21 protein-coding genes and 1 tRNA gene are annotated in these 25,019 nt (G+C 68.1%); 17 read left to right on the forward strand and 5 right to left on the reverse strand.

Annotation, left to right across the window (positions count from 1 at the left end; genetic code table 11):
* Positions 1-34 precede the first annotated feature (34 nt).
* Positions 35-739, reverse strand: a complete 705-nt coding sequence (locus RH861_RS05775) for a CPBP family glutamic-type intramembrane protease (RefSeq protein WP_310520178.1) — start codon at positions 737-739, stop codon at positions 35-37.
* A gap of 336 nt (positions 740-1,075) precedes the next feature.
* On the opposite strand from RH861_RS05775, the gene RH861_RS05780 reads away from it, so the two are divergent.
* From RH861_RS05780 to RH861_RS05840, 14 genes are all read left to right on the forward strand, one after another.
* Positions 1,076-2,479: a tyrosine-protein kinase domain-containing protein gene (locus RH861_RS05780; RefSeq protein ID WP_310520179.1), complete on the forward strand. Its 1,404-nt coding sequence runs from the start codon at positions 1,076-1,078 to the stop codon at positions 2,477-2,479.
* Complete coding sequence (locus RH861_RS05785) at positions 2,476-3,078, forward strand: arsenate reductase/protein-tyrosine-phosphatase family protein (RefSeq protein WP_310520180.1); 603 nt, start codon at positions 2,476-2,478, stop codon at positions 3,076-3,078. Before RH861_RS05780 ends, RH861_RS05785 begins: the two co-directional genes overlap by 4 nt.
* A gap of 55 nt (positions 3,079-3,133) precedes the next feature.
* Entirely contained in the window at positions 3,134-4,033 is a 900-nt protein-coding gene (locus tag RH861_RS05790; RefSeq protein ID WP_310520181.1) for a hypothetical protein, read from the forward strand.
* Positions 4,027-5,508 (forward strand): sugar transferase, encoded by a 1,482-nt coding sequence (locus RH861_RS05795; protein WP_310520182.1) that lies wholly within the window; start codon positions 4,027-4,029, stop codon positions 5,506-5,508. Before RH861_RS05790 ends, RH861_RS05795 begins: the two co-directional genes overlap by 7 nt.
* Positions 5,508-6,758, forward strand: coding sequence for a glycosyltransferase (locus tag RH861_RS05800; RefSeq protein WP_310520183.1), 1,251 nt, complete (start codon positions 5,508-5,510; stop codon positions 6,756-6,758). Before RH861_RS05795 ends, RH861_RS05800 begins: the two co-directional genes overlap by 1 nt.
* Positions 6,751-7,476: a WecB/TagA/CpsF family glycosyltransferase gene (locus tag RH861_RS16345; RefSeq protein WP_425549097.1), complete on the forward strand. Its 726-nt coding sequence runs from the start codon at positions 6,751-6,753 to the stop codon at positions 7,474-7,476. Before RH861_RS05800 ends, RH861_RS16345 begins: the two co-directional genes overlap by 8 nt.
* Entirely contained in the window at positions 7,473-8,933 is a 1,461-nt protein-coding gene (locus RH861_RS05805; RefSeq protein ID WP_310520184.1) for a lipopolysaccharide biosynthesis protein, read from the forward strand. The genes RH861_RS16345 and RH861_RS05805 overlap by 4 nt, the downstream gene beginning before the upstream one ends.
* On the forward strand, positions 8,930-9,763 hold the full coding sequence (locus tag RH861_RS05810; protein WP_310520185.1) for a polysaccharide pyruvyl transferase family protein: 834 nt from the start codon (positions 8,930-8,932) through the stop codon (positions 9,761-9,763). The genes RH861_RS05805 and RH861_RS05810 overlap by 4 nt, the downstream gene beginning before the upstream one ends.
* Positions 9,764-9,852: 89 nt before the next feature.
* Entirely contained in the window at positions 9,853-10,845 is a 993-nt protein-coding gene (locus RH861_RS05815) for a glycosyltransferase family protein (RefSeq protein WP_310520186.1), read from the forward strand.
* A complete protein-coding gene (locus RH861_RS05820) occupies positions 10,842-12,212 on the forward strand; it encodes an O-antigen ligase family protein (RefSeq protein WP_310520187.1) in 1,371 nt (456 codons plus the stop codon). The genes RH861_RS05815 and RH861_RS05820 overlap by 4 nt, the downstream gene beginning before the upstream one ends.
* The gene (locus tag RH861_RS05825) at positions 12,209-14,047 is read left to right on the forward strand and encodes a DUF4012 domain-containing protein (protein ID WP_310520188.1); all 1,839 of its coding nucleotides are present in this window, start codon (positions 12,209-12,211) and stop codon (positions 14,045-14,047) included. The genes RH861_RS05820 and RH861_RS05825 overlap by 4 nt, the downstream gene beginning before the upstream one ends.
* 94 nt (positions 14,048-14,141) lie before the next feature.
* Positions 14,142-14,648, forward strand: a complete 507-nt coding sequence (locus tag RH861_RS05830) for a hypothetical protein (protein WP_310520189.1) — start codon at positions 14,142-14,144, stop codon at positions 14,646-14,648.
* Positions 14,649-14,821: 173 nt separating this feature from the next.
* A complete protein-coding gene (galU, locus tag RH861_RS05835) occupies positions 14,822-15,703 on the forward strand; it encodes a UTP--glucose-1-phosphate uridylyltransferase GalU (RefSeq protein ID WP_310520190.1) in 882 nt (293 codons plus the stop codon).
* Between the two features lie 52 nt (positions 15,704-15,755).
* On the forward strand, positions 15,756-17,057 hold the full coding sequence (locus RH861_RS05840) for a UDP-glucose dehydrogenase family protein (protein ID WP_310520191.1): 1,302 nt from the start codon (positions 15,756-15,758) through the stop codon (positions 17,055-17,057).
* A gap of 8 nt (positions 17,058-17,065) precedes the next feature.
* Here RH861_RS05840 and RH861_RS05845 read toward each other — a convergent pair whose 3' ends face one another.
* Positions 17,066-17,542, reverse strand: coding sequence for a GtrA family protein (locus RH861_RS05845; protein ID WP_310520192.1), 477 nt, complete (start codon positions 17,540-17,542; stop codon positions 17,066-17,068).
* 63 nt (positions 17,543-17,605) lie between these two features.
* Between RH861_RS05845 and RH861_RS05850 the strand changes: the two genes are divergently transcribed.
* The 3 genes from RH861_RS05850 to RH861_RS05860 are packed head-to-tail and all read left to right on the forward strand — an operon-like array spanning position 17,606 to position 21,143.
* Positions 17,606-18,370, forward strand: coding sequence for a glycosyltransferase family 2 protein (locus RH861_RS05850; protein ID WP_310520193.1), 765 nt, complete (start codon positions 17,606-17,608; stop codon positions 18,368-18,370).
* Positions 18,367-19,941 carry a hypothetical protein gene (locus tag RH861_RS05855; protein ID WP_310520194.1) on the forward strand — a complete coding sequence of 525 codons (1,575 nt, stop codon included), beginning with the start codon at positions 18,367-18,369 and terminating at the stop codon, positions 19,939-19,941. The genes RH861_RS05850 and RH861_RS05855 overlap by 4 nt, the downstream gene beginning before the upstream one ends.
* Entirely contained in the window at positions 19,938-21,143 is a 1,206-nt protein-coding gene (locus tag RH861_RS05860) for a DUF418 domain-containing protein (protein ID WP_310520195.1), read from the forward strand. Before RH861_RS05855 ends, RH861_RS05860 begins: the two co-directional genes overlap by 4 nt.
* Positions 21,144-21,207: 64 nt before the next feature.
* Here the strand turns inward: RH861_RS05860 and RH861_RS05865 are convergent.
* The 3 genes from RH861_RS05865 to RH861_RS05875 all read right to left on the reverse strand — a co-directional run bounded on the left by RH861_RS05865 (position 21,208) and on the right by RH861_RS05875 (position 24,929).
* A tRNA-Pro gene (locus RH861_RS05865) sits at positions 21,208-21,281 on the reverse strand.
* A 97-nt stretch (positions 21,282-21,378) separates the two neighbouring features.
* Complete coding sequence (locus tag RH861_RS05870; RefSeq protein WP_310520196.1) at positions 21,379-22,353, reverse strand: metallophosphoesterase; 975 nt, start codon at positions 22,351-22,353, stop codon at positions 21,379-21,381.
* Entirely contained in the window at positions 22,353-24,929 is a 2,577-nt protein-coding gene (locus RH861_RS05875; RefSeq protein WP_310520197.1) for a transglycosylase domain-containing protein, read from the reverse strand. Before RH861_RS05875 ends, RH861_RS05870 begins: the two co-directional genes overlap by 1 nt.
* Positions 24,930-25,019 lie beyond the last annotated feature (90 nt).

A 25,019-nucleotide genomic window follows, 5' to 3' on the forward strand; every position in this document is an offset into this window, starting at 1 on the left:
GGTGAGCGGATGCCGCGGCATCCGCTCGACCCCGTCACATCAGCAGCAGCACGAGGGTCAGGTTGAAGACGGCGTGCGCGACGAACGCACCGCCGAGTCGTCCCGTGGTCGCGACCAGCGCGCCGACCGCGCAGCCGAGGACGAAGGTGCTGAGGCCCACGGTCCAGGCGCCCGACGGGGTGGCGGCGTCGAGCGTGTGCAGGAGCGCGAACACGGCGGCGGCGACCACGACCCCCGTGGCTGCGGCGGCGCGGGGGCGGCTGCCCGCCGCCCGGGCGGTGTCGGCCACGGCGGGTTGGGTGAGGCCACGGAAGAAGAGCTCCTCGACGAGCGGCGCGAGCAGCACCGGCGCGATGAGCAGTCCCACCCACCAGGTGACCGGGTCGAGTTCGAGGCGGATGCCGCCTGCGGGCATGACGCCCGTGAGGCCGGCCTGGATCAGGGTCGCGGTGGCGCGGGCGAGCAGGCCGACGCCGATGCCGAGGAGCACGTCGAGCGGCGTGATCCGGAGCAGACGGCGCCACCGCACCGGGTTCCGCCGCGCCGACACGGCGACGGCCGCGCCGAGCGGCACCCACACCGCGAGGTAGGCGCCCGAGACCTGCAACCACGTCGGCATGATCACGCGGCGCGTGAGGTCCGCGAAGGCGAGGGTCAGCACCAGGGCCGTCACCACGGCGATGGCCGCGATCGCCAGCTCGGTCGATCGTGTCGCGCGTGGTGGCGAAATGGGGGACATGTCGCCACTGTAGCGAGGTGCCTCGGCATGCGAGGACACGCCGCCGTGTCGGCGCGTGGAGGCGTCGTTATCGAACTGTTATCCACCCCTCGTCCGGGGGTCAAATCGCCGGGATATCGGGCGAAAGTGTCCTCGCAAGGGGGGACATCGGTCCCACGAAATGCGGACATGCGCCTCCTTTCGGAGTGTGCAAGCGTGGGCCGCGGGCAGGTCGACGAGTTCTCCCGGCGTCAGTTCAGGTTTTGCCCGTATGGCACCATTGGGGGACGTCGGCGGCGCAAGGGGGGAGCGCCGACCGACGTTTTTCGTTGTCTGCGGACGTGAGGGGTGGCACACATGGAGCTGCGGGACTATCTGCGCATCCTTCGCGGATCGTGGGTGCTCATCTCGGTGCTCGCGCTCCTCGGCATCGGCGCCGGCGCGGCCTACTCCATCGTCACCACGCCGAAGTTCAGCTCGTCGGCCAAGGTCTTCGTGTCGACGTCGAACGGCACCACGGTCACCGAGCTGCAGCAGGGCAACACCTTCACCCAGCAGCGCGTGAAGACGTACGCCGACCTCGTCACCACTCCGATCGTGCTGCTGCCGGTGATCGACCAGCTGAGCCTCGACCTCACCGGTGAGCAGCTCGCCGAGCAGGTCACGGCCACCGCTCCGCTCGACACGACCCTCATCGAGATCACCGTCACGGATGTCGACCCCGCGCTCGCCGCCGAGATCGCGACGGCCGTGAGCGAGAGCCTCACCGAGGTGGTCGAGTCCATCGAGGCGTCGCAGACCCCCGAGGGCGAGCCGACCAGTCCCGTGCGCTTGACGCTCGTGCAGCACGCCGCCGTGCCCCAGGCACCGGTGAGCCCCAACGTGCCGCTCAACGTCGCGCTCGGCGGGCTGGTCGGCCTCGCTCTGGGCATCGGCCTCGCGGTCCTCCGCGAGACCCTCGACACCCGCATTCGCAACGAGCGCGACGTGGAGCTCGTCACGGAGACGCCCATCATCGGCGGGATCGTCTTCGACCCGAAGGCCAACGAGCGTCCGCTCATCGTGCACGCCGACCCGCAGTCGCCGCGCGCCGAGTCGTTCCGCACCCTGCGCACGAACCTGTACTTCCTCGATGCCGACCGCACCAACCGCGCGTTCGTGGTGACGAGCTCGGTCGAGTCCGAGGGCAAGTCGACGACGACCGCGAATCTCGCGATCGCCCTGGCCGATGCCGGTGCGCGAGTGCTGCTCGTCGACGCCGACCTGCGCCGTCCCAAGCAGGCCGACTACCTCGGTCTCGAGGGTGCGGTGGGACTCTCCGACGTGCTGATCGGCCGCGCCGACCTGCAGGACGTCGTGCAGCGCTGGGGTCGCAACAGCATGTTCGTGCTGCCCGCCGGCGCCATCCCGCCGAACCCGAGCGAGCTGCTCGGCTCGACCGCCATGGTCGAGCTGATCGCGGAGGCGAACCGGTCGTTCGATGTCGTGCTCTTCGACTGCCCGCCGCTGCTCCCGGTGACGGATGCCGCGATCCTCGCGCGCAACGTCGGCGGCACGATCGTCGTGGTGGCCGCCGGGCGGACGCACCGGGGTCAGCTGAAGGGCGCCATGGCGGCCCTCGCGAACGTCGACGCGCCGGTGTCCGGCGTGGTGATCACGATGCTGCCGACCAAGGGTCCGGACGCCTACGGGTACGGCCGCTACGGGTACGGCTACGGCTACGGGTACGCCTCCGAGGCGCCGGCGGTGACGGCTCCATGACGTTCCATGTCCTCTCCGTCTGCACGGGCAACGTCTGCCGGTCTCCGTTCGCGGCCCAGCTGCTCGCGGCGCGACTCGCGGAGGCGGGCATCGACGTCGAGGTGACGAGCGCGGGGACGCACGCGCTGGTGGACAGCCCGATGACCCCGGAAGCGGCCGCGATGTCGCGGCGTGCCGGGGTCGATCCGGACGCGCACGCGGGTCGCCAGCTCACCGCCGAACTCGTGCAGGCGTCCGACCTGATCCTCGTCGCCGCCCGCGAACACCGTGCCCGGGTGCTGCAGCTCGTGCCGCGCGCGTCGCGGCGCACCTTCACGCTCCGCGAGTTCGCACGCATCGCCGACTTCGTGGCGCGGGCGCGCACCGTCGATCCGTCGTTCACGTTCGCCTCCGACGACCCGGCGGCTCGCGTCGAGGAGATCGCAGTGTCGCGCGGCCTCGCCGAACCCCCCGCGACTCCGCAGGACGACGACGTCGTCGATCCCTATCGCCGCTCACCCGAGGTGTATGCCGAGGCGGAGCGCCTGATCACCGTCGCCGTCGACGGTGTGGCACGGGCGCTCGCCGCGACTGCTTCGGGAGGTCGCGGTGCCGCGTAGGTCGTCTCGTCCTTCCATCCGCCAGGGCACCGGTCGGTGGCCGATCATCGGTCTGGTGCTGCTCCTCGCGGCGGATGCCGCGCTCATCTGGTACGCGATGGATGCGTCGCGCGCGTCGGTGCTCCCGGCATCCGCGGCCGGGTCGCCGGCCCAGTTGCCGGTGCTGCCCGAGAGCACGCCCACGGAGGTCGCACCGACGCCGGTTCCCACCCCCGCTGACGTGGCGAACGCCGCGCCGGTCTCGGTGGTCCTCGCGGCGTTCGACGACCGGGTCGCGTACCGTGCGGCGATGGGCTCGTGCCCGACCGCGCGCGGCGTCGTCGAGGTGACGACCGACGGCGGGGCCACCTGGGCACCGGCCCAGCTCGCCGAGGCGAGTGCGCCGGCGGCCATCACGGTGATCTCCGAGGTCGAGGCGTCGGTGCTCGCCGCGACGGTCGACGACTGCGATGCGGTGGCGTTCCGCACGTTCGTGCAGGGCGCCGACTGGGCGCCGGGCCCGAGCTTCGACTCCGCGTGGCGACTCGACGGGGCCGAGGTGGTCGCGCCATCCGGCACCCGTTCGGCACCGTGCGCCGCGCCGGCTCAGGTGAGTGCAGCGGATGCCGCGTCGGCGGCCGTGCTCTGCGGGGACTCGACCGTCGCTACGACCGCGGACGGCGGTGCGACGTGGGCGGCGACCGCTCCGGTGCCCGGTGCGATCGCACTCGCGATGAGCGCCGGCGACGCGGGCAGCGGCATCCGTCTGCTCGTCGCGGGGCAGGGCGACTGCGTCGATGGCGTGCAGGCGGGTGTGCTGGCGTCGGGAACCACGAGCCCGGGCGCGCTCGGCGAGTGCGTGACGACGGATGCCGCGCCGGGTGCGTCGACGATCGCGGTCGACCTGGGCGGCGGCCTGTGGCTGTGGACCGGTACTCAGGTGCTGCGTTCCTCGGACGGGGGAGCGACATGGTGAGCGCGATCGCGTCGACGTACCTGATGACCAGGGTGCCGACGAGCCAGTGGTCGATCCGACTCGCGCGTCGCGTCGCGATCACGGACCTGCTGGTGCTCTCGTGGGTGGTCTTCGGCGTGCAGATCGCGTGGCTCGGTCTCGACAGCTCGGCCATGGGCTTCAGCGGGTCGCGCGGCGACATCGCCGTCAGCTACACGCTCGTGTCGGTGGTGATCATCCTCGGGTGGATGGTCGCCCTCGAGCTCTTCGACACCCGTGAGCACCGCAACCTCGGGGTGGGCACGCAGGAGTACCGGGGTGTGGCGGATGCCACGATCCGCTGGTTCGGGATCGTCGCGATCGTCGCGTTCCTGTTCAAGGTCGACCTCGCTCGCGGGTACATCCTCATCGCGTTCCCGCTGGGGCTCATGGTGCTCGTGTTCTCGCGCTGGATGTGGCGGCAGTGGCTGGGCGTGCAGCGTCGCGCGGGTCGGTTCGTGTCGCGGGTGCTGCTCGTCGGCTCGACGTCGTCGGCGATCACGATCGCCCGTGAACTGAAGCGCAACCCGGAAGCGGGCTACCGCGTCATGGGCGCGTGCGTGCCGACCGGGGTCACCGGCGGCCGGCTTCCGGACCTCGAGGTGCCGGCGTGGTCGGGGACGACGAATGCGCTCGCGGTGATGCGCGACCTCGGCGCCGACACGGTCGTCATCACCAGCGCCGACGAGCTCGGCCCGGACCAGGTGAAGCAGCTGTCCTGGGGGCTGAACCCCGGCGCCGAGCACCTCGTCGTCGCGCCGAGCCTCATCGACATCGGCGGCCCGCGGATCCACACGCGCCCCGTCGCCGGCCTGCCGCTGATCCACGTCGAGACGCCGAAGTTCGAGGGTCGCAAGCTCGTCGCGAAGCGCGCCTTCGACCTGGTGGTCGCCGGGGGACTGGTGCTGCTGCTCTCGCCGCTGCTCGTCGCCATCGCGACGATCGTCAAGTTCTCGTCGCCGGGTCCGGTGCTCTTCCGGCAGCGTCGGGTCGGCATCAACGGCCGCCCGTTCGAGATGCTGAAGTTCCGTTCGATGGTGATCGACGCCGAGGCTCGCCTCGCCGAGCTGCAGGCGGCGCAGCGCGACGCCGGCAACGCGGTGATGTTCAAGATGAAGGACGACCCGCGGGTCACCCCGATCGGCCGATTCATCCGCCGGTTCAGCCTGGACGAGCTGCCCCAGCTGTTCAACGTGCTCGGCGGCTCGATGTCGCTCGTGGGCCCGCGGCCGCCGCTGCCTCGTGAGACCGACGTGTACGACTCCCACGTGCACCGCCGCTTCCTCGTGAAGCCCGGCATCACCGGCCTCTGGCAGGTCAGCGGCCGCTCGAACCTGTCGTGGGAGGACACCGTGCGCCTCGACCTCTACTACGTCGAGAACTGGTCGATGACCGGCGATCTCGTGATCCTCTGGCGCACTGCTCGAGCGGTTGCGCGAACCGAAGGGGCGTATTGATGAACGGAGAGCGCCATACCAAGACGTCTCCACTCGCTGCCCATGTCGATTACCTGATCGGTGGACTGCGCATCAGTCTTGGTGCCGACTCGACGACACCGGGGCCCCGGACGCATATCCTCGGATTTACGGAGGGACTTCAGAGACTGGGGTACGAAGTAAGGCTCCAGATGACATCTGGTATGCCGGGATTGCGTCGCTTCTCAACTCTTCGAGAAGGCACCGGCATTCGCAGTTCTTTCGCACGCCTCGTACTCTCCGACCTCGCGCGTCTGGCTGCGATGATATGGGCTGGTCTTCAGGTCTCAGTTGACAGCCGCCGATCGGCCAAGCCCGCACTGATTTATGAGCGTGCTGCGGTGATGCAGTCACTCAGTTCCTTTCACCGCTGGCGTCGACACGTTCCGGTCGTTGTGGAAAGCAATGGATTGATGGCTCGTGAGACGGCGCATGATCGAAAGGCCCTTGCATTCGCCGGCATCGCTACACGAATTGAGCGTCGACTGTATCGTTCGGCAGACCTCATCGTCGCGGTGAGCAGAGACTTGGCGGATGAAATTGCTACTTTCGCTGACGTGCCACGAGAGAAGATTCTCACTGTACCTAACGCGATCCCGTATGTTCTGCTCGACAGAGAGATCCTTCCCCGAATGACCCCATCGAATCCCGGAGAACTCCTCGTAGGCTTCGTCGGTTCGGTGGTTCCTTGGCAACAACTCGAATTGTTGGTCGAGGTCGCGAGTGACGTCAACCGTTCCGTCGGGCGCCGCGCAGTAAAGGTAGAGGTCGTTGGCGAAGGTCCGAATCTCCAGGCGATTAGATCGATCGCAGGCGACGTCGAGGCGCATCTAGCCGTGAACATCTATGGTGCTCTCGACCAGGAGCAAGCTTTCGCGATAATGCGTGGGTGGGATGTAGGGTACGCCGGACATAAGGCCACGGTGGGCTCAACCATGTACCACTCGCCCCTCAAACTATACGAATACGCGGGCTCAGGCATCGGCGCCATATGCACGCCGAGTGACGATGCTGTCGCGTTGGCGGCGCAGGGCATGCCGATTTGGGTGTTCAGCGACGCTGACGAGCTCCGCGCAGCACTCACTGAGGCGCTCGGGTCTCGCTCGCAGCCTGGGATCGAGGATCTAAGGCAACTACGAGCAGACAACTCGTGGACAGCGCGCGCGTCTAGCGTGATCGCCGCTCTCGATCTCCGCTCGCCACAGCCTGAGGGGGTGTACCGCCATGCATGAAAACCGGTGGGCCGAACGCCATTCGGCAGCCCTCACTGAACTACTTCGCTCGGATCAAAGCGCGGCGGCTACATGGCTTAATCACCATACGGTTGTTCAAACACTCACGGCGTGTGTTCCGATGAACCAATTCGCGTCGGTCGGAATTGATGGAACGCTGCTCCGGTTAATCGTGGGCCGGCCCTTTCCTCCGCGAACAAGCGCCGACCTGGTCCTGCCAATACTTCTTGCTCGAACTCCATGGTTGCGAGTCGGCTTGGTAGGTGGCACGCCGGAAGCGAACGCGAGGGCTCGTGTCGCGATCGCAGGCATGGTCTCAGACGGTAGCGAAGTGTGTTACTCAATCGATGGCTATTCGGGCCTCACTGCTAGCGAGGTGCCCGCTGGCCTGGACATTCTCATAGTGGGGTTGGGGGCTCCCCTTCAGGATCAGTTCGCGTCCGAGCTGATCCGGCTCCCGAACTCGCCTCGGTTGGTCGTTACGTGCGGCGGTTGGCTTGATCAAGTGAGCGTACCGACGTACTACCCGCCCTGGGCGTATCGCCTCAAATTGAACTGGCTTGTGCGTCTGATTCGGGAACCTCGAAGGTTGTGGCGAAGATACAGCATCGATGCGGCCATCGCCCTTCGGCTGGCGCCGCGACTTCGACGCGAAGTCGTCCGTCTCCCCGGATTCGAAGCAATCATGGGGCTGGATCGAGTGGTGACCCGCCAATGAGCCTGGCGCCGCGGGCCGCACGCGGAACCTCGGTCACGGTGTTCGGGCAAGTGCTCAAGTTCGCTATCCAGGCGTCGTCCATACTCATTCTCGCGAGAATCATTCCGCCAGCAGAATTCGGCGTGTTTACAATGGTGGCCGCGATCGCCGCGCTTGCTGCGGTGGTCGGAGATTTCGGCCTATCTTTCGCCGCAATACAGGCGCCCATCATCACCGCCAAGGAGAGGACCAACCTGTTCTGGTTGAACCTCTGCATTGGCGCCCTGGGAAGTGGGACCATGTTCGCCTGCGCGCCTCTTATCGCCGACTTCTATGGCGAACCGAGGCTCACCCCTGTTGCGCAGTGGATGTCCCTCAGCTTCATTCTCTTGTCGCTAGCGGTGCAACATCGGGCACAACTCACTCGAGAGATGCGCTTCGGCCTCCTCGCAGGCGCAGAGATCGCTGCGCAGGCCGTGGGACTTGCCGTCGCCGTTCCGATAGCGCTGAGCGGCGCGGGGGTGATGGCATTGGTCGCCCAACAACTGACGGCTTACGGCGTCCTGTTGGTAACTGCGCTGTTAGGGGCGCGCTGGCTGCCGGGGCTACCCAGCTTTTCCACGTCCATAAGATCCTATGTCAGGTACGGCTCGCACACGATGGGCGGTGCGTTGGTCAACTACGCAAGTACGAACGTTGACAAGATTGCCATCGGAGCGTCCGCCTCAGCTGCGGACTTGGGTATTTATGGCCGAATGTACCAATTGTTCAGTCTTCCATTGCAGCAGCTTGCCGCCCCACTCACCCGCGTTGCGCTTCCGACCCTGTCGAAGCTTCTCCAGGAGCCACGCCGATACGAAGCTTTTCTCGTTAGGGCCCAACTTTGTCTGGCGTATTCGTTCGGATTGGGGTTTGCCTTCATTTTCGGCACGGCAAACGAATTGGTCCCGTTGGTGCTGGGGCCAGGTTGGCAGGATGGGATTTCGGTGCTGCAAGTGCTTTGCATCGGGGGATTCTTCCAGGGCATCGGTTACGTCAACTACTGGGTCTTTCTCTCAAGGGGTCGGATGGACATTCAGTTGTGGCTAGGAATCGCCACCCGTTCGATCACAGTGGTGGCGGTGATTCTTGCGAGCACGATCAGCATACTGTGGGTCGCGGGAGCGGTTGCTGCTGGTCTGGTGCTGAATTGGATCGTGTACTCGACGTTGGGTATGCGAATGGTGGGATTGCGCCCATCGGTGGTCCTGCGAAACGCCCTGTGGCCGATGATAATCTCAATTCCGGCCGCGATCCTGCTCTCCTGGATATCTGAATACTTGCAGATCTCGATGAGCGCTGGCTTGCCGGTCCTAGTGGCGAGTGCAACCTTGCTTATTTACGTAGGAGTGTGTGTGGTCCTAATCCCTCAAGTGCGCAGAGATGCTCGTGCGATCGTTGCCACGATGACTATGGCGGTGCGGAGGACTTCGCAGTGATTGAGCGTAACGGCAGCGTAGAACTCTTTTTCTGGAACCCAAGAACGGTTCGTTTGGGCAGTCTTTTCGGGCGTCATGTCGAGGTCGGACCGCGAAAGTCGAACTTCGGCGATCTGCTCGGCCCGATGATCGTGCGAAGGCTGGTCAAGAAGGAGGGCCTTGGTGCCGGCGGTTCGCCCGCCATGCTGCTGACGGTTGGCTCCGTCCTTCATTTCGGCCGCCCTGAAGCTCACGTCTGGGGCACGGGTCGCAACGGCAAGGTAGAGTCCGAGCCCGTGCCGGGCATGTACATCCACGCACTAAGGGGCCCTCTCACGGCCCGCTACCTCTCTTCGAGATACACAACTCTTCCGGATACGTATGGAGACCCCGGGCTCTTGGTTCCCTACTTGTTCCCCGAGTTCACCCGGCCTGAATCGCCATCCCGGAAGATCGGCGTGCTTGCGAACCTCAACGACAAGCGCGAACCTGGCGATACTTTCTCCGTCATCGAGCCCACCGCCCCTGTTGATCAAGTGGTTAGGGCGATCCTTGACTGCGAGTATTTGGTAACGTCGTCACTACACGGTCTGATAATCGCCGAGTCGTTCGGTGTGCCAGTGCGGCATATGCGATCCGACCATGAACCGCGCTTCAAATACGAGGACTACTTCGAGGGCACAGGTCGGCGAATGCCGCCATCCGCCCACAATCCCATGCATGCCCTTGACCTGGGTCCCCAGGATCCGGTCACGTTCGACCCAGAACCGCTCCTGGCTGCATTTCCGCGTCACCTCTGGTCGCGAACAGCGTCCTCAAAATCGAATTCTAAGCGTGGCGCCGCGGCATGAGAAACTCGCGATTCCCGAGCCGAGAGAGATCTCGCCGTCCCCAAGAGCTGCGAGGGATAACGGTCCCTGCAGCCCCTGCAGTCGTTCTGGTGTCTTCCCGAGAGCGCGCATCCTTCGAGAATCCGTTTTTGCGGCTACTTTACCGATCGCTCTCGGGCCAGTTCGACGTGAAGTGGTTCGACTGGAAGACGGCGTTACTGGGCAACTGGAACCTGCTCCACTTGCACTGGCCCGAGCAGATTTTTCGACCCTCACGGCGCGGGCTGTCGGTGCCTGTGAAGTACGCATTTGCATGGCTATTCCTTCTGCGAATCTGGTGGACGAGGCCAGCAATCGTATGGACGGTACACAACAACGAGCCCCACGAGTCCGGTGGGCTCCTCGAGCGACGATTCTTAGCGCTTCTGGCGGGCTTCGTCGATAAGCGCGTTTATATGGCTCCCGATGCCGCACGTTCATCCGAGCATTCCGTCATTCCTCATGGCGTGTACGAACAGTCGATCCCGTCCGAACCGCCGACCATTGTCACTGGTCGGATTCTCTTTGCCGGACTCATCAGGCCCTACAAGGGCGTCGAGGAGTTGATAGCGGCCTTCGGTGGGCTAACCACTGTAGACGTGTCGCTGCGCTTGGTAGGTAAACCGCATACTCCCGAGTATGGTCGCGCCATTGCGAGTCTATGCAACCAAGACGCTAGAGCATCGTGCAGCCTGCGATTCTTGCCAGACGCGCAGCTCGTGGTTGAGGTGCTCGAGAGCGAGATTGTTGTGCTTCCCTACAGGCGAATGGGCAACTCGGGTGTCTTGTTCTTCGCGCTGGGGCTGAACCGGCCGGTGCTCGCCCCGCGGTCGCCCACTACTGAGTGGCTACAGGCATGTGTTGGAACCGAGTTCATCTACTTGTATGACGGCGTGCTCAACCACGCCATTCTCGACAGTGCATTGGCATGGGCGCGGAGCGAAAGGCCGAGTGCGCCAGACCTCAGCCAGTTCCAATGGACGCGAATCGGAGATCAGTACTCCGACGTCTTCAGATGCGCGTTGGATCAGAGCAAAGCTCGATCGCGGGGACCTGCCGAGTGAGCGGCTACGTCGGGGGCATCGCCAGCCAACGCGCTCCTGTCGTCGTGGCACTGCTACTAGGGTGCGCGGCGGCCGCGACTGCGGTGCCAGCCGTCGTCGGCGGCGTGCGACCGTGGCATCTGCTCGTGATCCTTGCCTTGACGTTGGCCTCCTGCAATAACCCGACGGGACTCGCCCGCCTGCGACTCGGCGGTATAGAGATCCTTGCCGTCCTACTATCCGGATGGCTGTTCTTCGCCGAGCTCGCAAACTCTCATGAGTTACGCTTCGGTGCAGAGCCCGTCAGCGCGACGCTACCGGTGTTCCTGCTACTCGCGTACTGGGCGTCTCGGATTGCTTTAGCGGGAACAAGTGACGTAGCGCCCTTCTTGCGGTCATTTGTAGCCCCGGGGTACTTCGTCGCGCTTTTGGCGATTGGGCAGGCACTGCTGCCCGACCAGTTCCGATTCGTAACGGTGCTTGCGCCTTCGGAGGCGCTTGAGGCGCGTTTCGATACTACGATCCTGATCCGCGCTACCGGACTGACGGGGCACTGGACCGGATTCGGGCACTACATCACGGTTTGCATTGCCGTCGCTTGCATACTTCTCTTGACCAGGGGCGCGAACGCGCGCGCCAGTTTCCGAACGTTCATCGGGCTGGGCGTGCTACTTGCCGGGGCGTTCGCCACAACGACATTCACTACAATCGGGGTCTCACTTGTTCTCGTGGCCCTCACGGTGGTCCTGAACGGCGTTCGGCTCGACGTGGTTCTGGCCGCAGGTATCGCGGCCGCGGTTGTGATCTGGGTCTTCGGTGACATCTTCTTTGGGCGCTGGGCTGAGCAGGGCGTCGGCCAAGTCAGGATCGAGGGGATTCCGAGCTGGACTCCGAACACAATCGCTTACCGCATCAAGATCTGGGCCGAACAGACGCTTCCTGCCATCAGCGAGCGACCCGTGACGGGCTGGGGAAGCGGGCTGTATTCTTTCTCTGATCCCGGACGACTTTATCCACGGAATCTGGTTTGGGGATCCGCGGAATCCCAGTGGCTGGCAAGCAGCGTCCAGTCTGGCATACCGGCAGCTGTGCTCGTTCTCGCGCTGTATGTCGCGGTTCTAGTCCGGCTGTCTCCGCACAAGACGAACATGCCTCAACAGGCGCGAGCGGTGTTTCGGGCTCTCGTGATTGCCACAATCGTCGCTTCGATGTTGTCGCCTGCGCTGACTAATCACGGTTTCCCAGTGGCATTCTGGGCGGCTCTTGGTGCGTTGGTGTCCTGGACCGGGGATCAATGCGGCACGGGGTCGGCAGGTAGCGCAACCGTAGCGGTTCGAGTGCCGTCGCACAGCAGCAGTGAGCAGGTCGATGAGGATGGGAAGCCGTGAGTGATCTAGAGAACCTGATGCGGGCTGTGCCCGAAGAGCGCCTCCACATCAGGCGCCACCGACGCCGGCCGGGACCCTACATCGCCTCGGTCATTTTCGCCCTACTGCTCGCGGCGGTTGCGGCCAGTGTGTGGATCGGCGTACGCGGCCTGCAGGCCTCGGGTGAGTTGCTTCGAGCAGTCCCGCTTGCCGAGTCCGCCAAGGCTGCGATGACCGCTCAGGACTTCGAGACAGCGCAGCGGGATGCCGAAGCGCTGGCTGAACATGCGGCCTCCGCTGCAGGGCTCACGAGTGATCCCGTGTGGCGCGCTGTCGAGTTGTTGCCTGGCGTCGGCTCCAACCTCCTGGTGTTGCGGGAGGCTGCGGCATCCGTCGACAGTGTTGCCTCTGGCGCGGTTGTGCCCCTCGCGAAGCAGGCGGCCGGGCTCGACCCGTCGATGTTCTCGCCGGCCGGTGGACGCGTTGAGCTGCAGCCGCTGATCGATGCGCAGCCGGTCGTCGCGGGCGCCGCGGAGCAGGTCGCTTCTGCGCACGAGACCATGACGGACCCGAGGGTTGCCGATGCTGACGTGATCGGTCCGCTGGCGGCGGCTCGAACCGAGTTGACCGAGCTCTTGCGGGAGACCGACCAGTCGCTCGACGCTCTTTCGCGCTCGCTGACCATCGGCCCCGCACTTCTCGGTGCCGAAGGACAGCGAGACGTGTTGCTGCTGTTCCAGAACAACGCCGAGCTTCGTTCGCTGGGAGGAATTCCTGGTGCCCTTGCCGTGGTACGAACCGACGGCGGGGCGTTCGCCTTGCTTGCCCAGCGATCGTCGCGAGACTTCCCGCGATATGACCCCCCGGTTGTCGAGCTGCCCGTCGAGACGCGCGCGCTCTGGGGCGACAACACCGCTCGATATGTCCAGGATGTGACGTTCACGCCCGACTTCCCGACCGCCGCGTCCATCGCCTCCGAGATGTGGCGCCGGGAAACGGGGCAGACCACTTCCGCTGTTGTCGCGCTCGACCCAGTCACACTCAGCTATCTCTTGCGCGCCACGGGACCGATCACCTTGCCGACCGGCGATGTCCTCGACGCGGAGAATGCTGTTCGTCTGCTGCTCTCCGACGTGTACGCGCGGTACCCAGACCCGAAGGATCAGGACGCGTTCTTCGCGGGGGCGACGGTCGCCGTGATGGACGCTGTGAAGCAGGGGGCGGATCCTGGGGCACTCATCTCGGCGCTCGCCCAAGCGGGATCCGAACGGCGTGTGCTGATCTGGTCGGCGGTCCCGGAAGAGCAGGAGATCCTCCAGGCGACGACGCTCGCTGGCCTGCGCCCAGTCTCCACCGAGGATGAGATGCGGCTGGGGGTCTACCTCAACGACATGACCGGTTCCAAGATGAGCGCGTATCTCGACGTCGAGCTCGGCGCGGGGAGCGTCATGTGCCGAAACGATGGGCGACGTAACGCGGCGGTCTCGGTGACGCTCACCAACGCCGCCCCTCCAGACGCTGCATCATCACTGCCGGCGTATGTCACTGGTGGAGGCACGTTCGGGGTGAGTCCAGGCAACATACGCACGTCGATTCATGTCTACGGCCCGCCGGGCGCCTACAACTTGGGCGTCGAGTCAGGCGGAGAGCTCGTTCCGTATCACCCGACGTCTGATTCGGGGTACACGCTGAGTGGTGTGGATGTGGAACTTGCCCCGGGCCAGAGCGCGACGTACACGTTCGGGTTCCTCGCCGATGTCCTCGGAATGGGGGACACCGTTATCGAATCGACACCTACGATTCACACGAACGCAACGTCACAACTAGCGCTTACCTGTGAGAACGCCCTATGGTGAAACAGTGCCGTTTCAGGGGGGAAGATACGGCACCTATTTATGCCAGCGCGCACATGCGCGTGACCGAGTCGACCGAACCAGGGGGACCCTACACATGATTCGCAAGGCACTCGCGACCGCTGCGCTCGCCGCTGTGGCGCTTTTCGCAGTACCCGCCGCCGCCCACGCCGAAGAGGCGGGCTACACCACCCAGGGGCCGGCTGTCACCGCAGCGCCCGGTGAGGCCGTCAGCCTCACCTTCACGGGCCTGCCGGCCAACACGCCGTCGACGGCCACCGCGCCCGACGCCGTGACGCTCGCTGCGCTGAAGGCCACCACGGCCTCGAAGCCGACCGACGCCTCCGGCTCGGTCACCTACCAGGCTTCCGCCACCCAGCCCGGCACCTACACGATCACGGTCACCGCCGGTGGTGTGGTTGCGACCGCGACCCTCACCGTGGCGCCGTCCGACACCGCTGGGAGCGGTAGCGGCGACGACCTCGCCAGCACCGGTTTCGACCTTCCCGTGCTCGCCCTCTGGGTCGGCGGCGGAGCGCTCGCGCTCGGCGCCGCGCTCATCGCGGTGATGACCACGGTTCGTCGCAACCGCGGCAACGCCTGATCACGGGAACGCGCCCCAGGCGCTGACCCGACGAAGGGCCCGACATCCGCAGGGATGCGGGCCCTTCGCACGTCTGCGGGCCGCGCACCCGCCCAACACACTCCAGCGCGCATCAGAAGCAGAACGCGCGGCCGCATTCAGGGGCCGCCACCCGGGGGAGCACCACACCACACATGAGCGTCATCACCAAGGCCGTCATCCCGGCCGCCGGCCTCGGCACCCGCTTCCTGCCCGCCACCAAGGCGATGCCCAAGGAGATGCTGCCCGTCGTCGACAAGCCGGCCATCCAGTACGTCGTCGAGGAAGCCGTCGAGGCCGGACTCGACGACGTCCTCGTCATCATCGGCCGCAACAAGAACGCGCTCGCCAACCACTTCGACCGCGTCACCGAACTCGAGCACACCCTCGAGCAGAAGGGCGACGCCGCCAAGCTCGAGCGCGTCATGCACTCGTCCAGCCTCGCCGACATCCACTTCGTGCGGCAGGGCGACCCCAAGGGACTCGGCCACGCCGTGCTCCGCGCCCGCAAGCACATCGGCGACGAACCGTTCGCCGTGCTCCTCGGCGACGACCTCATCGACGCGCGCGACGACCTGCTGACCCCGATGCTCGACGAGTGCGTCGGCCACGGCCTCACCGTCATCGCCCTCATGGAGGTCGACTCCTCGCAGATCCACCTCTACGGCTGCGCCGCCGTCGAGCCGACCGGCACCCCCGACGTGGTGAAGGTGACCCAGCTCGTCGAGAAGCCCGCGGCGGCCGACGCCCCGTCGAACCTCGCCATCATCGGTCGCTACGTGCTGCAGCCCGAGATCTTCGACATCCTCGAGGAGACCCCGCCCGGCAAGGGCGGCGAGATCCAGCTCACCGACGCGCTGCAGGTGCTCGCCCAGGAGGGCAAGGTGCTCGGCGTCGTCTTCCGCGGCCGCCGCTACGACACCGGCGACCGGCTCGACTACATCAAGTCCACAGTCCAGCTGGCGCTTGACCGCGACGACCTCGGCGCCGAGCTGCGGCCGTGGATCAAGCAGCTCGCCGCCGGGATCGACGCGTGACCGTCGACGTGATCCGGAACCCGCTCGACCCCGACCCGGAAGGACGCGTCGCATGAGGATCTCCGTCATCGGATGCGGCTACCTGGGGGCCGTGCACGCCTCCGCGATGGCCGAACTCGGCCACGACGTCGTCGGCATCGACGTCGACGAGCGCAAGATCGCCGACCTGTCCGCGGCGCGGCCGCCGTTCTTCGAACCGGGCCTGCCCGAGATCCTCCGGTCCGCGACCGACAGCGGCCGTCTGCGGTTCAGCACCGACATCGCGGATGCCGCGGACGCCGACGTGCACTTCATCGCCGTCGGCACGCCGCAGGCGCACGGTCGCGACGCCGCCGACCTCACGTTCGTCGACGCGGCGTTCGAGGCGCTCATCCCGCACCTCCGGGAGGGCTCGCTCGTCGTCGGCAAGTCCACCGTCCCCGTCGGCACCGCGGCCCGTCTCGCCGACCGCCTCGCCGAGGCGGCCCCGCACGCGAGCCTCGCCTGGAACCCCGAGTTCCTCCGCGAGGGCTACGCCGTGAAGGACACCATCGAGCCCGACCGCCTCGTGTACGGCGTGGCCGACGAGCGCGCGGCATTCGTGCTCGACGACGTCTACCGCACGGCCATCACCGCCGGCACGCCCCGCGTGGTCACCGACTACGCCACGTCCGAGCTCGTGAAGGTCGCAGCGAACGCGTTCCTCGCCACGAAGATCAGCTTCATCAACGCCATGGCCGAGATCGCCGAGGTCACCGGGGCGGATGTCACGCAGCTGGCCGACGCGCTCGGCCACGACGCCCGCATCGGCCGCCGGTTCCTCAACGCCGGCGTCGGCTTCGGCGGCGGATGCCTCCCCAAGGACATCCGCGCGTTCACCGCACGCGCCGAGGAGCTCGGCCTCGCCGAATCCGTCGCGTTCCTCCGCGAGGTCGACGCGATCAACCTGCGACGTCGTCAGCGGGTCGTCGATCTCGCCCACGAGCTGCTCGGCGGCACCGTCAACCGGCGGCGCATCGCCGTGCTCGGCGTCACGTTCAAGCCCGAGTCCGACGACGTGCGCGACTCACCGGCGCTCGACGTGGCCGTGCAGCTCAAGGGCCTCGGCGCGCACGTCGTGGCGACCGACCCCGAGGGCATCGAGAACGCCCGGCTGCGGCATCCGCAGCTCGACTACGTCGACGACACCACCGAGGCGCTGCGCGGCGCCGAGCTCGTCGTGCTCGTCACCGAATGGCGCGAGTACCGCAACCTGGACCCGGCCGCCACCGCGGCGCTCGTCGACGCGCCCGTGCTCATCGACGGGCGCAACGTGCTCGACGCGGCAGCCTGGCGAGCGGCCGGATGGCGCTACCACGGGCTCGGGCGGCCCTGACCGGGCCGTCAGCGGGCGTCGAGCCGCTCGACGCGCTCGGCCCGCGGGCGCCGCACCCCGCGGAAGACGACGTAGTGGTACAGCAGGAACCGCACCACGACGACCACGACGATGCTGCCGAGGTTCACGAGGTTGACGGCGAACGGGCCCGCCTCACGGCCGAGCAGCTCGGAGGCGACGATCACGCCGCCCCACACGATGAGCGCGCCGAGCGCCGTGCACACCGCGTTCACCACCACGAACAGGACGATCTCGACCGTGCGGGTGTGGCCGCCGCGGTCGCGGAAGGTCCACTCGCGGTTGCCGAGGTACGCGTTCACGAGCGCGACCAGCGACGCGACGATCTTCGACGTCACCACGTCGACCCCCGCCACCAGGTACAGCAGGTTGAACACGAGGATCTCGATGAGGGTGCTCACCGCGCCGACCGTCAGGAAGCGTGCGCCGAGACCGGCGAGACGACGCCATCGAGCATGCTGGGACACCTCGACTACGCTACTCCACGAGCCTGCGCCCCTTCCGCGCAGCCCAGCCGCAGGGGAGGCCGCGTGGACCTGGACCATCTCGCCGTCGTGATGCCCGCCTACAACGAGGCGGAGGGTCTGCCGGAGTTCCTGCGCGAGCTCCATGCGGCCCTGTCGCCGTCGGCGGGCCGTCTCGACCTCGTCGTGGTCGACGACCGGTCGACGGATGCCACGGTGCCGGTGCTGCGCGAACTCGCCGATGACCTCCCGGGCCTCACCGTGATCGAGGCCGAGGCGAACCGCGGACACGGTCCCACCGCCCTCGCCGCCTACCGCGCCGGACTCGCGCTCCGCCCCGACCTGATCGTGCACGTCGACGGCGACGGGCAGTTCCACGGAATCGACCTGGCCCGCGCCGTGCGCGCCGCGGTCGCGACGCGCGCCGACGTCGTCCACGGCGTCCGCCGCGGCCGCGAGGACCCGTGGTTCCGCCGCGTGCTCACCGGCATCGTCGGCGTGGTCGTCGGCTTCGCCGCCGGCCGCCGCGTGCCCGACGTGAACACCCCGCTGCGCGTCTACCGGCCGGGGCCCCTCGCCGAGCTGCTCGAGCTCGTGCCGGAGAACGCGCTGGTGCCCCACGTGCACTTCTCGCTCGCCGAGGCCCGCCGCGGGTTCCGCGTGCGCTACCTCGAGGTCGCGAGCCTGCCCCGCCGCGGATCCAACCCGACGGGCACGATGTGGGGCGTCGACCGGCCGCCGCTGCTGCCGCCGCAGCGGCTGCGCCGCTTCGCACTCGAGGCCGCCGCCGAGCTGTGGCGGGTCTCCCTGCGTCCCCGGGCGGCCGGATGACGGCGGCGCCCGCCGGGACCGACGTCGGACGCGGTGACCGCGGCGGACGCGGCGGCGGGCGCCCTGCCGGCGGACGCCGCCTCGCCGTCGACATCGCCTTCTGGGTCGCCGTGGGCCTCCTCGCCGCGGCGAACGTGGTCGTGCTCGCGAACGGCATCGGAACCGTACGGCTCTGGGAGGACGAGGCCTTCAACCTCACCGTGCCCATCAACCTCGTGCAGGGGCTCGGGTACACGAGCGACGGCACCCTGTCGGGCAGCGAACTGGCGCCGTTCGACGTGCGCATCTCCACCGGGCCCGTCATGCTCCTGCCCATCGCCGGGCTCATCGCGCTCGGCGTCGACCCGGTCCTCGCGGGCCGCGCCGTCGCCACCCTCGGCTACGCCGGGCTCCTCGCCGCGCTCGCCCTCGTCGGGCACCGCCTCGGCGGACGCTGGGCGGCGCTCGTCGCGGTCGCCGTGCCGCTCGCGTTCGAGACCGGCGCGATGCCCTCGCCCATCCAGACACTCGCCGACATCCTCGGCGAGGTCACCGCGGCCGCGTTCCTCGCCGCCGCCCTGCTGTTCGTGCACCGCCGCCCCTGGCTTGCCGGGCTCCTCCTGGGACTCGCGATCCAGGTGAAGTTCATCGCCCTGCTCGCCGCGCCCGCGTTCGCGCTCGCCGTCCTGCTCGACGCGCCCGGACCGTGGGGCGCGCGCCTGCGCCGCACCATCCCGAGGGTGCTCGCCGCCGCCGGCGCGGCCGCCGTCCCCACCGTGCTGTTCGAGCTCGCGAAGCTCGTCGCGCTCGGCCCGGCCGCGTACTGGCAACTGCTGCGCGAGTTCAGCTGGTTCCTCCGTTCCGGCGGCCAGCAGGGGTACGCCACGTCGCCGCTCGACAAGGTCGCGAGTCTCGCCGGCTCGTGGAACCTGCCCGCCCTGCTCGTCGCCCTCCTCGCCGTCGTCGCGGTCGTCGCCGGCGCCGTGGTCATCGTGCGCGCCCGCAGGCGGATGCCGCAGCCCGCCGCCGAGTACACCACGATCGTGCTCGCCGCGGGGCTCGCGCTCGCGACCTTCCTCGCCTGGTGGCTCGTCTCCCGGCACACCCCGGCTTGGGTGCGGCATCCGGCTCCCGCGGTGCTGGCGTTCCTCCCGGTGCTCGCGGCCGCCGTCGTGCCCGCCGTCCGGGTGCTGCTCGGCGCGCGCGATCGGTCGGCCCCCGATGAGCCCGCCCCGCGGCGGGTCCACCCCGCGCGGATCGCCGCCGCCGCGGCATCCGTCATCGCCGTCGTCGTGCTCGCCTGGTCGATCGGCGGCCGCGTCGCCGGCGTCGGCACGCAGTCGCGACCGACGGGGGAGACGCTCGCCGACCAGCGCGCCGCCGCGAGTGACATCGCCGAACTCGGCTACGACCGCGTCGCGACGGTGTGGGGTCCGGCCGTGAGCGTCGGCGTGCTCGCCGGCGCCCGAGTGGGGCTCACCGACGCCGTCGGCGTCACCGCCGACCTGCCCCGCATCTGGTTCGGCGAGCCGCCGCCCCGGTGCGACATCCGGCTGCAGAGCGGCCTCTACACCGTCTGCCTCCCCGAATGAGCCCGTCCACGCCGCCCACGACCCCGCCGTCGCCGCCCGCGCCGCCCGCCCGCGGAGGCACCCGCACGGAGGGACGCGCCGGCCTGCCCGACCGGGTCGACGGCGTCGACGCCGCCCGCGGCATCGCCCTCATCGGCATGTTCGTCGCGCACCTCGCCCCCGCCGACGTCCCCGTCGACGCCGCGGCGCTCATCGCGCTCGCCGACGAGCGCCCCCGACTGCTGTTCGCGCTCACCGCCGGCATCGGCCTCGGCCTGCTCACCGGCGCCACCCGGCCGGTCGTGGAACGCGCCGCCCGGTGGGCGCTGCGCCGGCAGATCGCCATCCGCGCGCTGCTGCTCATCGCGCTGGGACTCATCGTCGTCGCGGTGTTCGCCCCGCTCGTGTTCGTCATCCTCGACGTGTACGGCGTCGCGTTCCTCCTCATGCTGCCCCTGCTCTTCCTCCCCGGGCGCATCGCCGTCGCGCTCGGCGCCGTGCTGCTCACGATGACGCCCGCCATCGCGACGATCGCCGAACGCGACCCCGAGACCGTCGCGCTCGCCGACCAGCCGCTCGGCCTGCTCGTCGAGTGGTTCCTCGTCGGCGCGTACCCGGTCATCATCTGGGTGCCCGTCATGCTCCTCGGGCTCGGCCTCGCCCGGCTGGACGTCGCCGCGCCCCGCGTCGTCGCCGCGACCGCGCTCGCCGGCACGCTCGTGGCATCCGTCGCCCTGCCGCTCTCGCACGCGCTGCCCGACCCGCGGAACCCCGCGCTCGACCCCTCGACGGCCGCATGGGCCGCTCCCGTGCGGGCCTCGCTCGAGACCCTCGGCAACACCGCCGTCGGCCTCGTGATCGTCGCCGCCGCCGTCACCCTGACGACGCTCGCCCAGCCGCGGGTGCGACGCGTCGCCGGCGCGCTGCTCTCGCCGATCGTCGCCATGGGCGCCATGCCGCTCACCGTCTACACGGCGCACCTCGTCATCATCTCGTTCGGCAAGTACCGCCGACCCGACGGGCTCATCAGCGACGACTCGTGGCCGCTGCTCATCGGGCTGACGATCGGATCGATGGTGTTCGCGTGGCTGTGGCGTCGCTACGTCGGCCGTGGCCCGCTCGAACAGGTGCTGCGCTGGGCGAGCGGTCGCGGAGGCCGTCGCCGCGGCACGCCCGCCGGAACGCCGACGGATGCCGCCCCGCGCATCGACGGCACGACCTGACACGACGAAGGCCCCCTCGCATGGAGGGGGCCTCTCGGTCGATGCTCTCGCATCGACCACCCGGTCGGGGTGACAGGATTTGAACCTGCGACCTCTTCGTCCCGAACGAAGCGCGCTACCAAGCTGCGCCACACCCCGGGGGCCCGAAGGCCTCAACAAGCATAGCCGAGAAAACGGATGCTCCTGACCACCCGCCGATGCGGAGAACTCGGGCAGGGCAGGCGGCTCGGCCGCCTCAGGCCGCCGGGACGAGCGTGAGCAGCGTGGCCTCGGGCGGGCACGCGAACCGCACCGGCGCATAGATCGACGTGCCCAGGCCCGCCGACACGTTCAGGTACGCCGAGCGGAGCCCGTGGCGCCACACGCTGAGACCGCTCACCTGCTCGCGGGGGATGTCGCAGTTCGTGACGAGCGCGCCGACGCCGGGCACGCACACCTGGCCGCCGTGCGTGTGACCGGCGAGCAGCAGCTGGGCGCCGTGGTTCACGAACGAGTTGAGCACGCGCCGGTACGGGGCGTGCGCCACGCCGATCGTGACCGCCGGACGGCGCTCGACGCCGCCCTCGCGGTCGGGCCACTCGTCATCGGCGAACGGGTCGCCGGCGCGGAGGTCGTCGATCGCCGCCGCGACCCGGTCGAGCCGGTCGTACCCGCGGTGCGGGTCGTCCACGCCGAAGAACTCCAGGTGCGTGCCACGCACCTCGAGGGCGGCCGCCGTGTTGTCGAGGTCGGTCCAACCGAGGTCGGCGAAGAAGTCGTGGAGTTCGCCGATGTCGAGCCGCTCGGCCTTCGACGCCGGCCCAGACGGACCGCCGAAGTACGTGAACGGATTCTTGATCACCGGACCGAAGTAGTCGTTCGACCCGTTCACGAAGACGCCCGGCACACCCCGGAACGGCGCGAGGGCGTGCCTGACGCCATCGATGCCGCGCCGGTGACCCAGGTTGTCGCCCGTGTCGACGACGAGATCGGGACGCAGGTTCGCGAGCGAGCGCACCCACTCCTGCTTGTCGCGCTGCCACGGCGCCATGTGCAGGTCGGAGATGTGGAGCACCCGGATGGGCTCGGCGCCCTCCGGGAGCACCGGAACCTGCACCTGGCGCAGGGTGAACCGCCGACGCTCGACGAGCGATCCCCACGCGAACGCGGCGGCGCCCGCCGCGCCGATCGCCAGGGCGATGCGGGCGGCGGGCGCCAGGGAACCACTCATCAGTCGTCGTTGCCGTTGCCGGGAAGCTCGACGTTCCCGCCGCCCTGCAGTCGACCGATCACGATCTGCACCTTGTCACCCGGCTTCGCGTTCCCGCTCGGGTCCTGCGAGAGGACGATGCCGTCCTGTGCCTGGTCGGTGACATCCTGCTGCTTGCGTTCGACGCGGAAGCCCGCACCGGACAGCGTGGCCTCGGCCTCGTCGGCGGACATGCCCACCACGTTCGGGACACCCGCCACGTTGCCGCGGCTGACCTGCAGCGAGATGATCGCGCCGCGACCCGCCGTGCCCGACGGCGACTGGGCGCCGATGGTGCCGGCCGGCTGGCTGGAGTCGACCTCGCCGTCCATCCGCCAGCCGAATCCAGCGGACTCGAGTGCCTGCTGCGCCGCCTCGGGGGAGAGGCCGATCACGTCGGGAACCGACACCTGCGGGGCGTTCAGCAGCGAGCCCTTCGGCTCGGGGAAGGGGTCGCCGCCGTACCTGGCGTTCGCGTACGACATCACCCGAGGCCAGATCTGGTGGCGCAACTGCGCCGCCTGGCCGGCGTCGAAGTAGGTGTCGCGCAGGTTCACGTGACCCGTGACGTTGAACACGCCGACGACGGTGGAGACCTTCGTCGATGCGCCGCTCATCCACGTCGCCTCGGCGTTGTCGGTGGTACCGGTCTTGCCGATCATGGGGACCCACGGCTCGGTGCGGTAGGCCGAACTCTGACCGGTGCCCTCGCTCATCACCCGCTGCATGGCGTATGCGGTGCCGGCGGCCACATCGGGAGTGAGCGCCTGGGTGCACTCCGACTTCGGCGGCGCGACCTCCTCGCCCTTCGCGTTGGTGATCTTGTCGATCGCGATGGGCGTGCAGGCGACGCCGTTGCCGGCGATGCCCGCGAAGGCCGTGGCCATCGAGAGCGGTGCGACCTCGTTCGTGCCGAGCACGGCCGACGGGAACTGCGACAGCGGCTGGTAGTCGGCACGGTGCACGCCGAGCGACTCCGCGGTCTTCGCGATGCCGCACAGGTCGAGCTCCTTGGCCATGGCCACGAAGCCGGTGTTGTACGAGTTCACGGTGTTCTGCACGGCCGACCAGTAGCCGCCGCCCTCGCCGCCGTCGTTACGGGGGTTCCAGCCGTCGCCGGACATGTTGCCCTCGCACGAGTTGGTGAACTGGCCCCAGTTGTCGCGACGGCGCGAGTCCACGGCCTCGTTGAGGGCGTGACCCTCCTTCAGCCACTCGGCGAGCGTGAACACCTTGTACGTCGATCCCGGCTGGAACCCGCTCGAACCGCCGTAGTCGATGTCGGAGTTGTAGTTCACGGCCGTGTAGTTGCGGCCGGACTCGAGGACCGCCGGGTCGTTCGAGTAGTCCTTGTTCTGCGCCATTGCGAGGATGCGGCCCGTACCGACCTCGACGCTCACGACGGTGCCGCCGATGTCGACACCCTCGGCCACCTTCGGCACGTTGTCGTTCAGCGCGTTGATCGCCTCGTTCTGCAGACCGAGGTCGAGCGTCGTGTAGATGTCGAGGCCGCCCTTCTGCAGCATCTCGCGGCCCTCATTGACATCCGGCGTGGACTCGTCGTCGAACTTGTTCTTGATCTCCCACGCGACGTAGTCGCAGAAGAAGGCGTGGCCCTTGGCCGACACGCAGCCGGTGCTCGGCTCGGTGATCGCCGGCGTGACCGGCTCGGCGATCGCCGCGTCGTGCTCCTCCTGCGTGATCTTCTTCTCCTTCAGCATCTCGCCGAGGATGTAGTCGCGCCGGTCCTTGTTCGCGGCGTACGGCACCGGGTTGCCCGCGGCGTCGACCGACGCGGCCCCGTTGGCCTCGCTGTTCGGATAGTCGAGGCGGAACTTCTCGGGGTGGTTCACGATCGCAATGAGGCTCGCGGCCTGCGCGAGCGTCAGGTCGCGCGCGTTCGTGCCGAAGTAGTACTGTGCGGCGGCCTGCACGCCGTACACGCGGCCACCGAAGTGCGCGATGTTGAGGTAGCCGAGGAGGATCTCGTCCTTCGAGTACTTCTTCTCGAGGGTGATCGCGTAGCGGATCTCCTTGAGCTTGCGCTCGGCGCTGACCTCGGTCGCGGCCTCGTACGCGGCCTGCTTCTCCTCCTCGGTCGTCGCCTCGGAGACGCCGTTGTTGATGAGCACGTTCTTGACGTACTGCTGCGTGATCGACGATCCGCCCTGGGTGTCGCCGCCGATCACGGTCTTCAGCGCACCACGCACGGTGCCCTGGATGTCGACGCCGCCGTGGTCGTAGAAGCGCGGGTCCTCACCCGCGATCGCCGCGTCCTTGAGGTACTGCGAGATGTAGTCCCACGCCACCTCCTCGCGGTTCTCGTCGAAGAAGCTCGCCATGGCCGAGGGACGGCCGTCGACCATCGCGTAGACCGTGGACTTCTCGGCGAGCTCGTCGATCTCGAGGTACCCCGGGAGGTTCTCGAACATCGTGATGCTGTTGTTGGCGGCCATGCCCGTGACGGCGAGCGCCGGGGTGACGGCGGCCGTGACCAGCACGCCCGCCAGCGCGCTCATGCCGACGAAGCCGAGGATTCCCCCGGCGGCATCGCTCATCGTTCGTTTTTGGGCAGACATAGAGTGGAGCCTAACTGAGGAAGGCTGGCAAAATCCGGCATGCCGAACGGCCGCTGCGCCGTCGGCTCG

Source organism: Agromyces indicus (assembly GCF_031432295.1).
Classification (GTDB): Bacteria; Actinomycetota; Actinomycetes; order Actinomycetales; family Microbacteriaceae; genus Agromyces; species Agromyces indicus.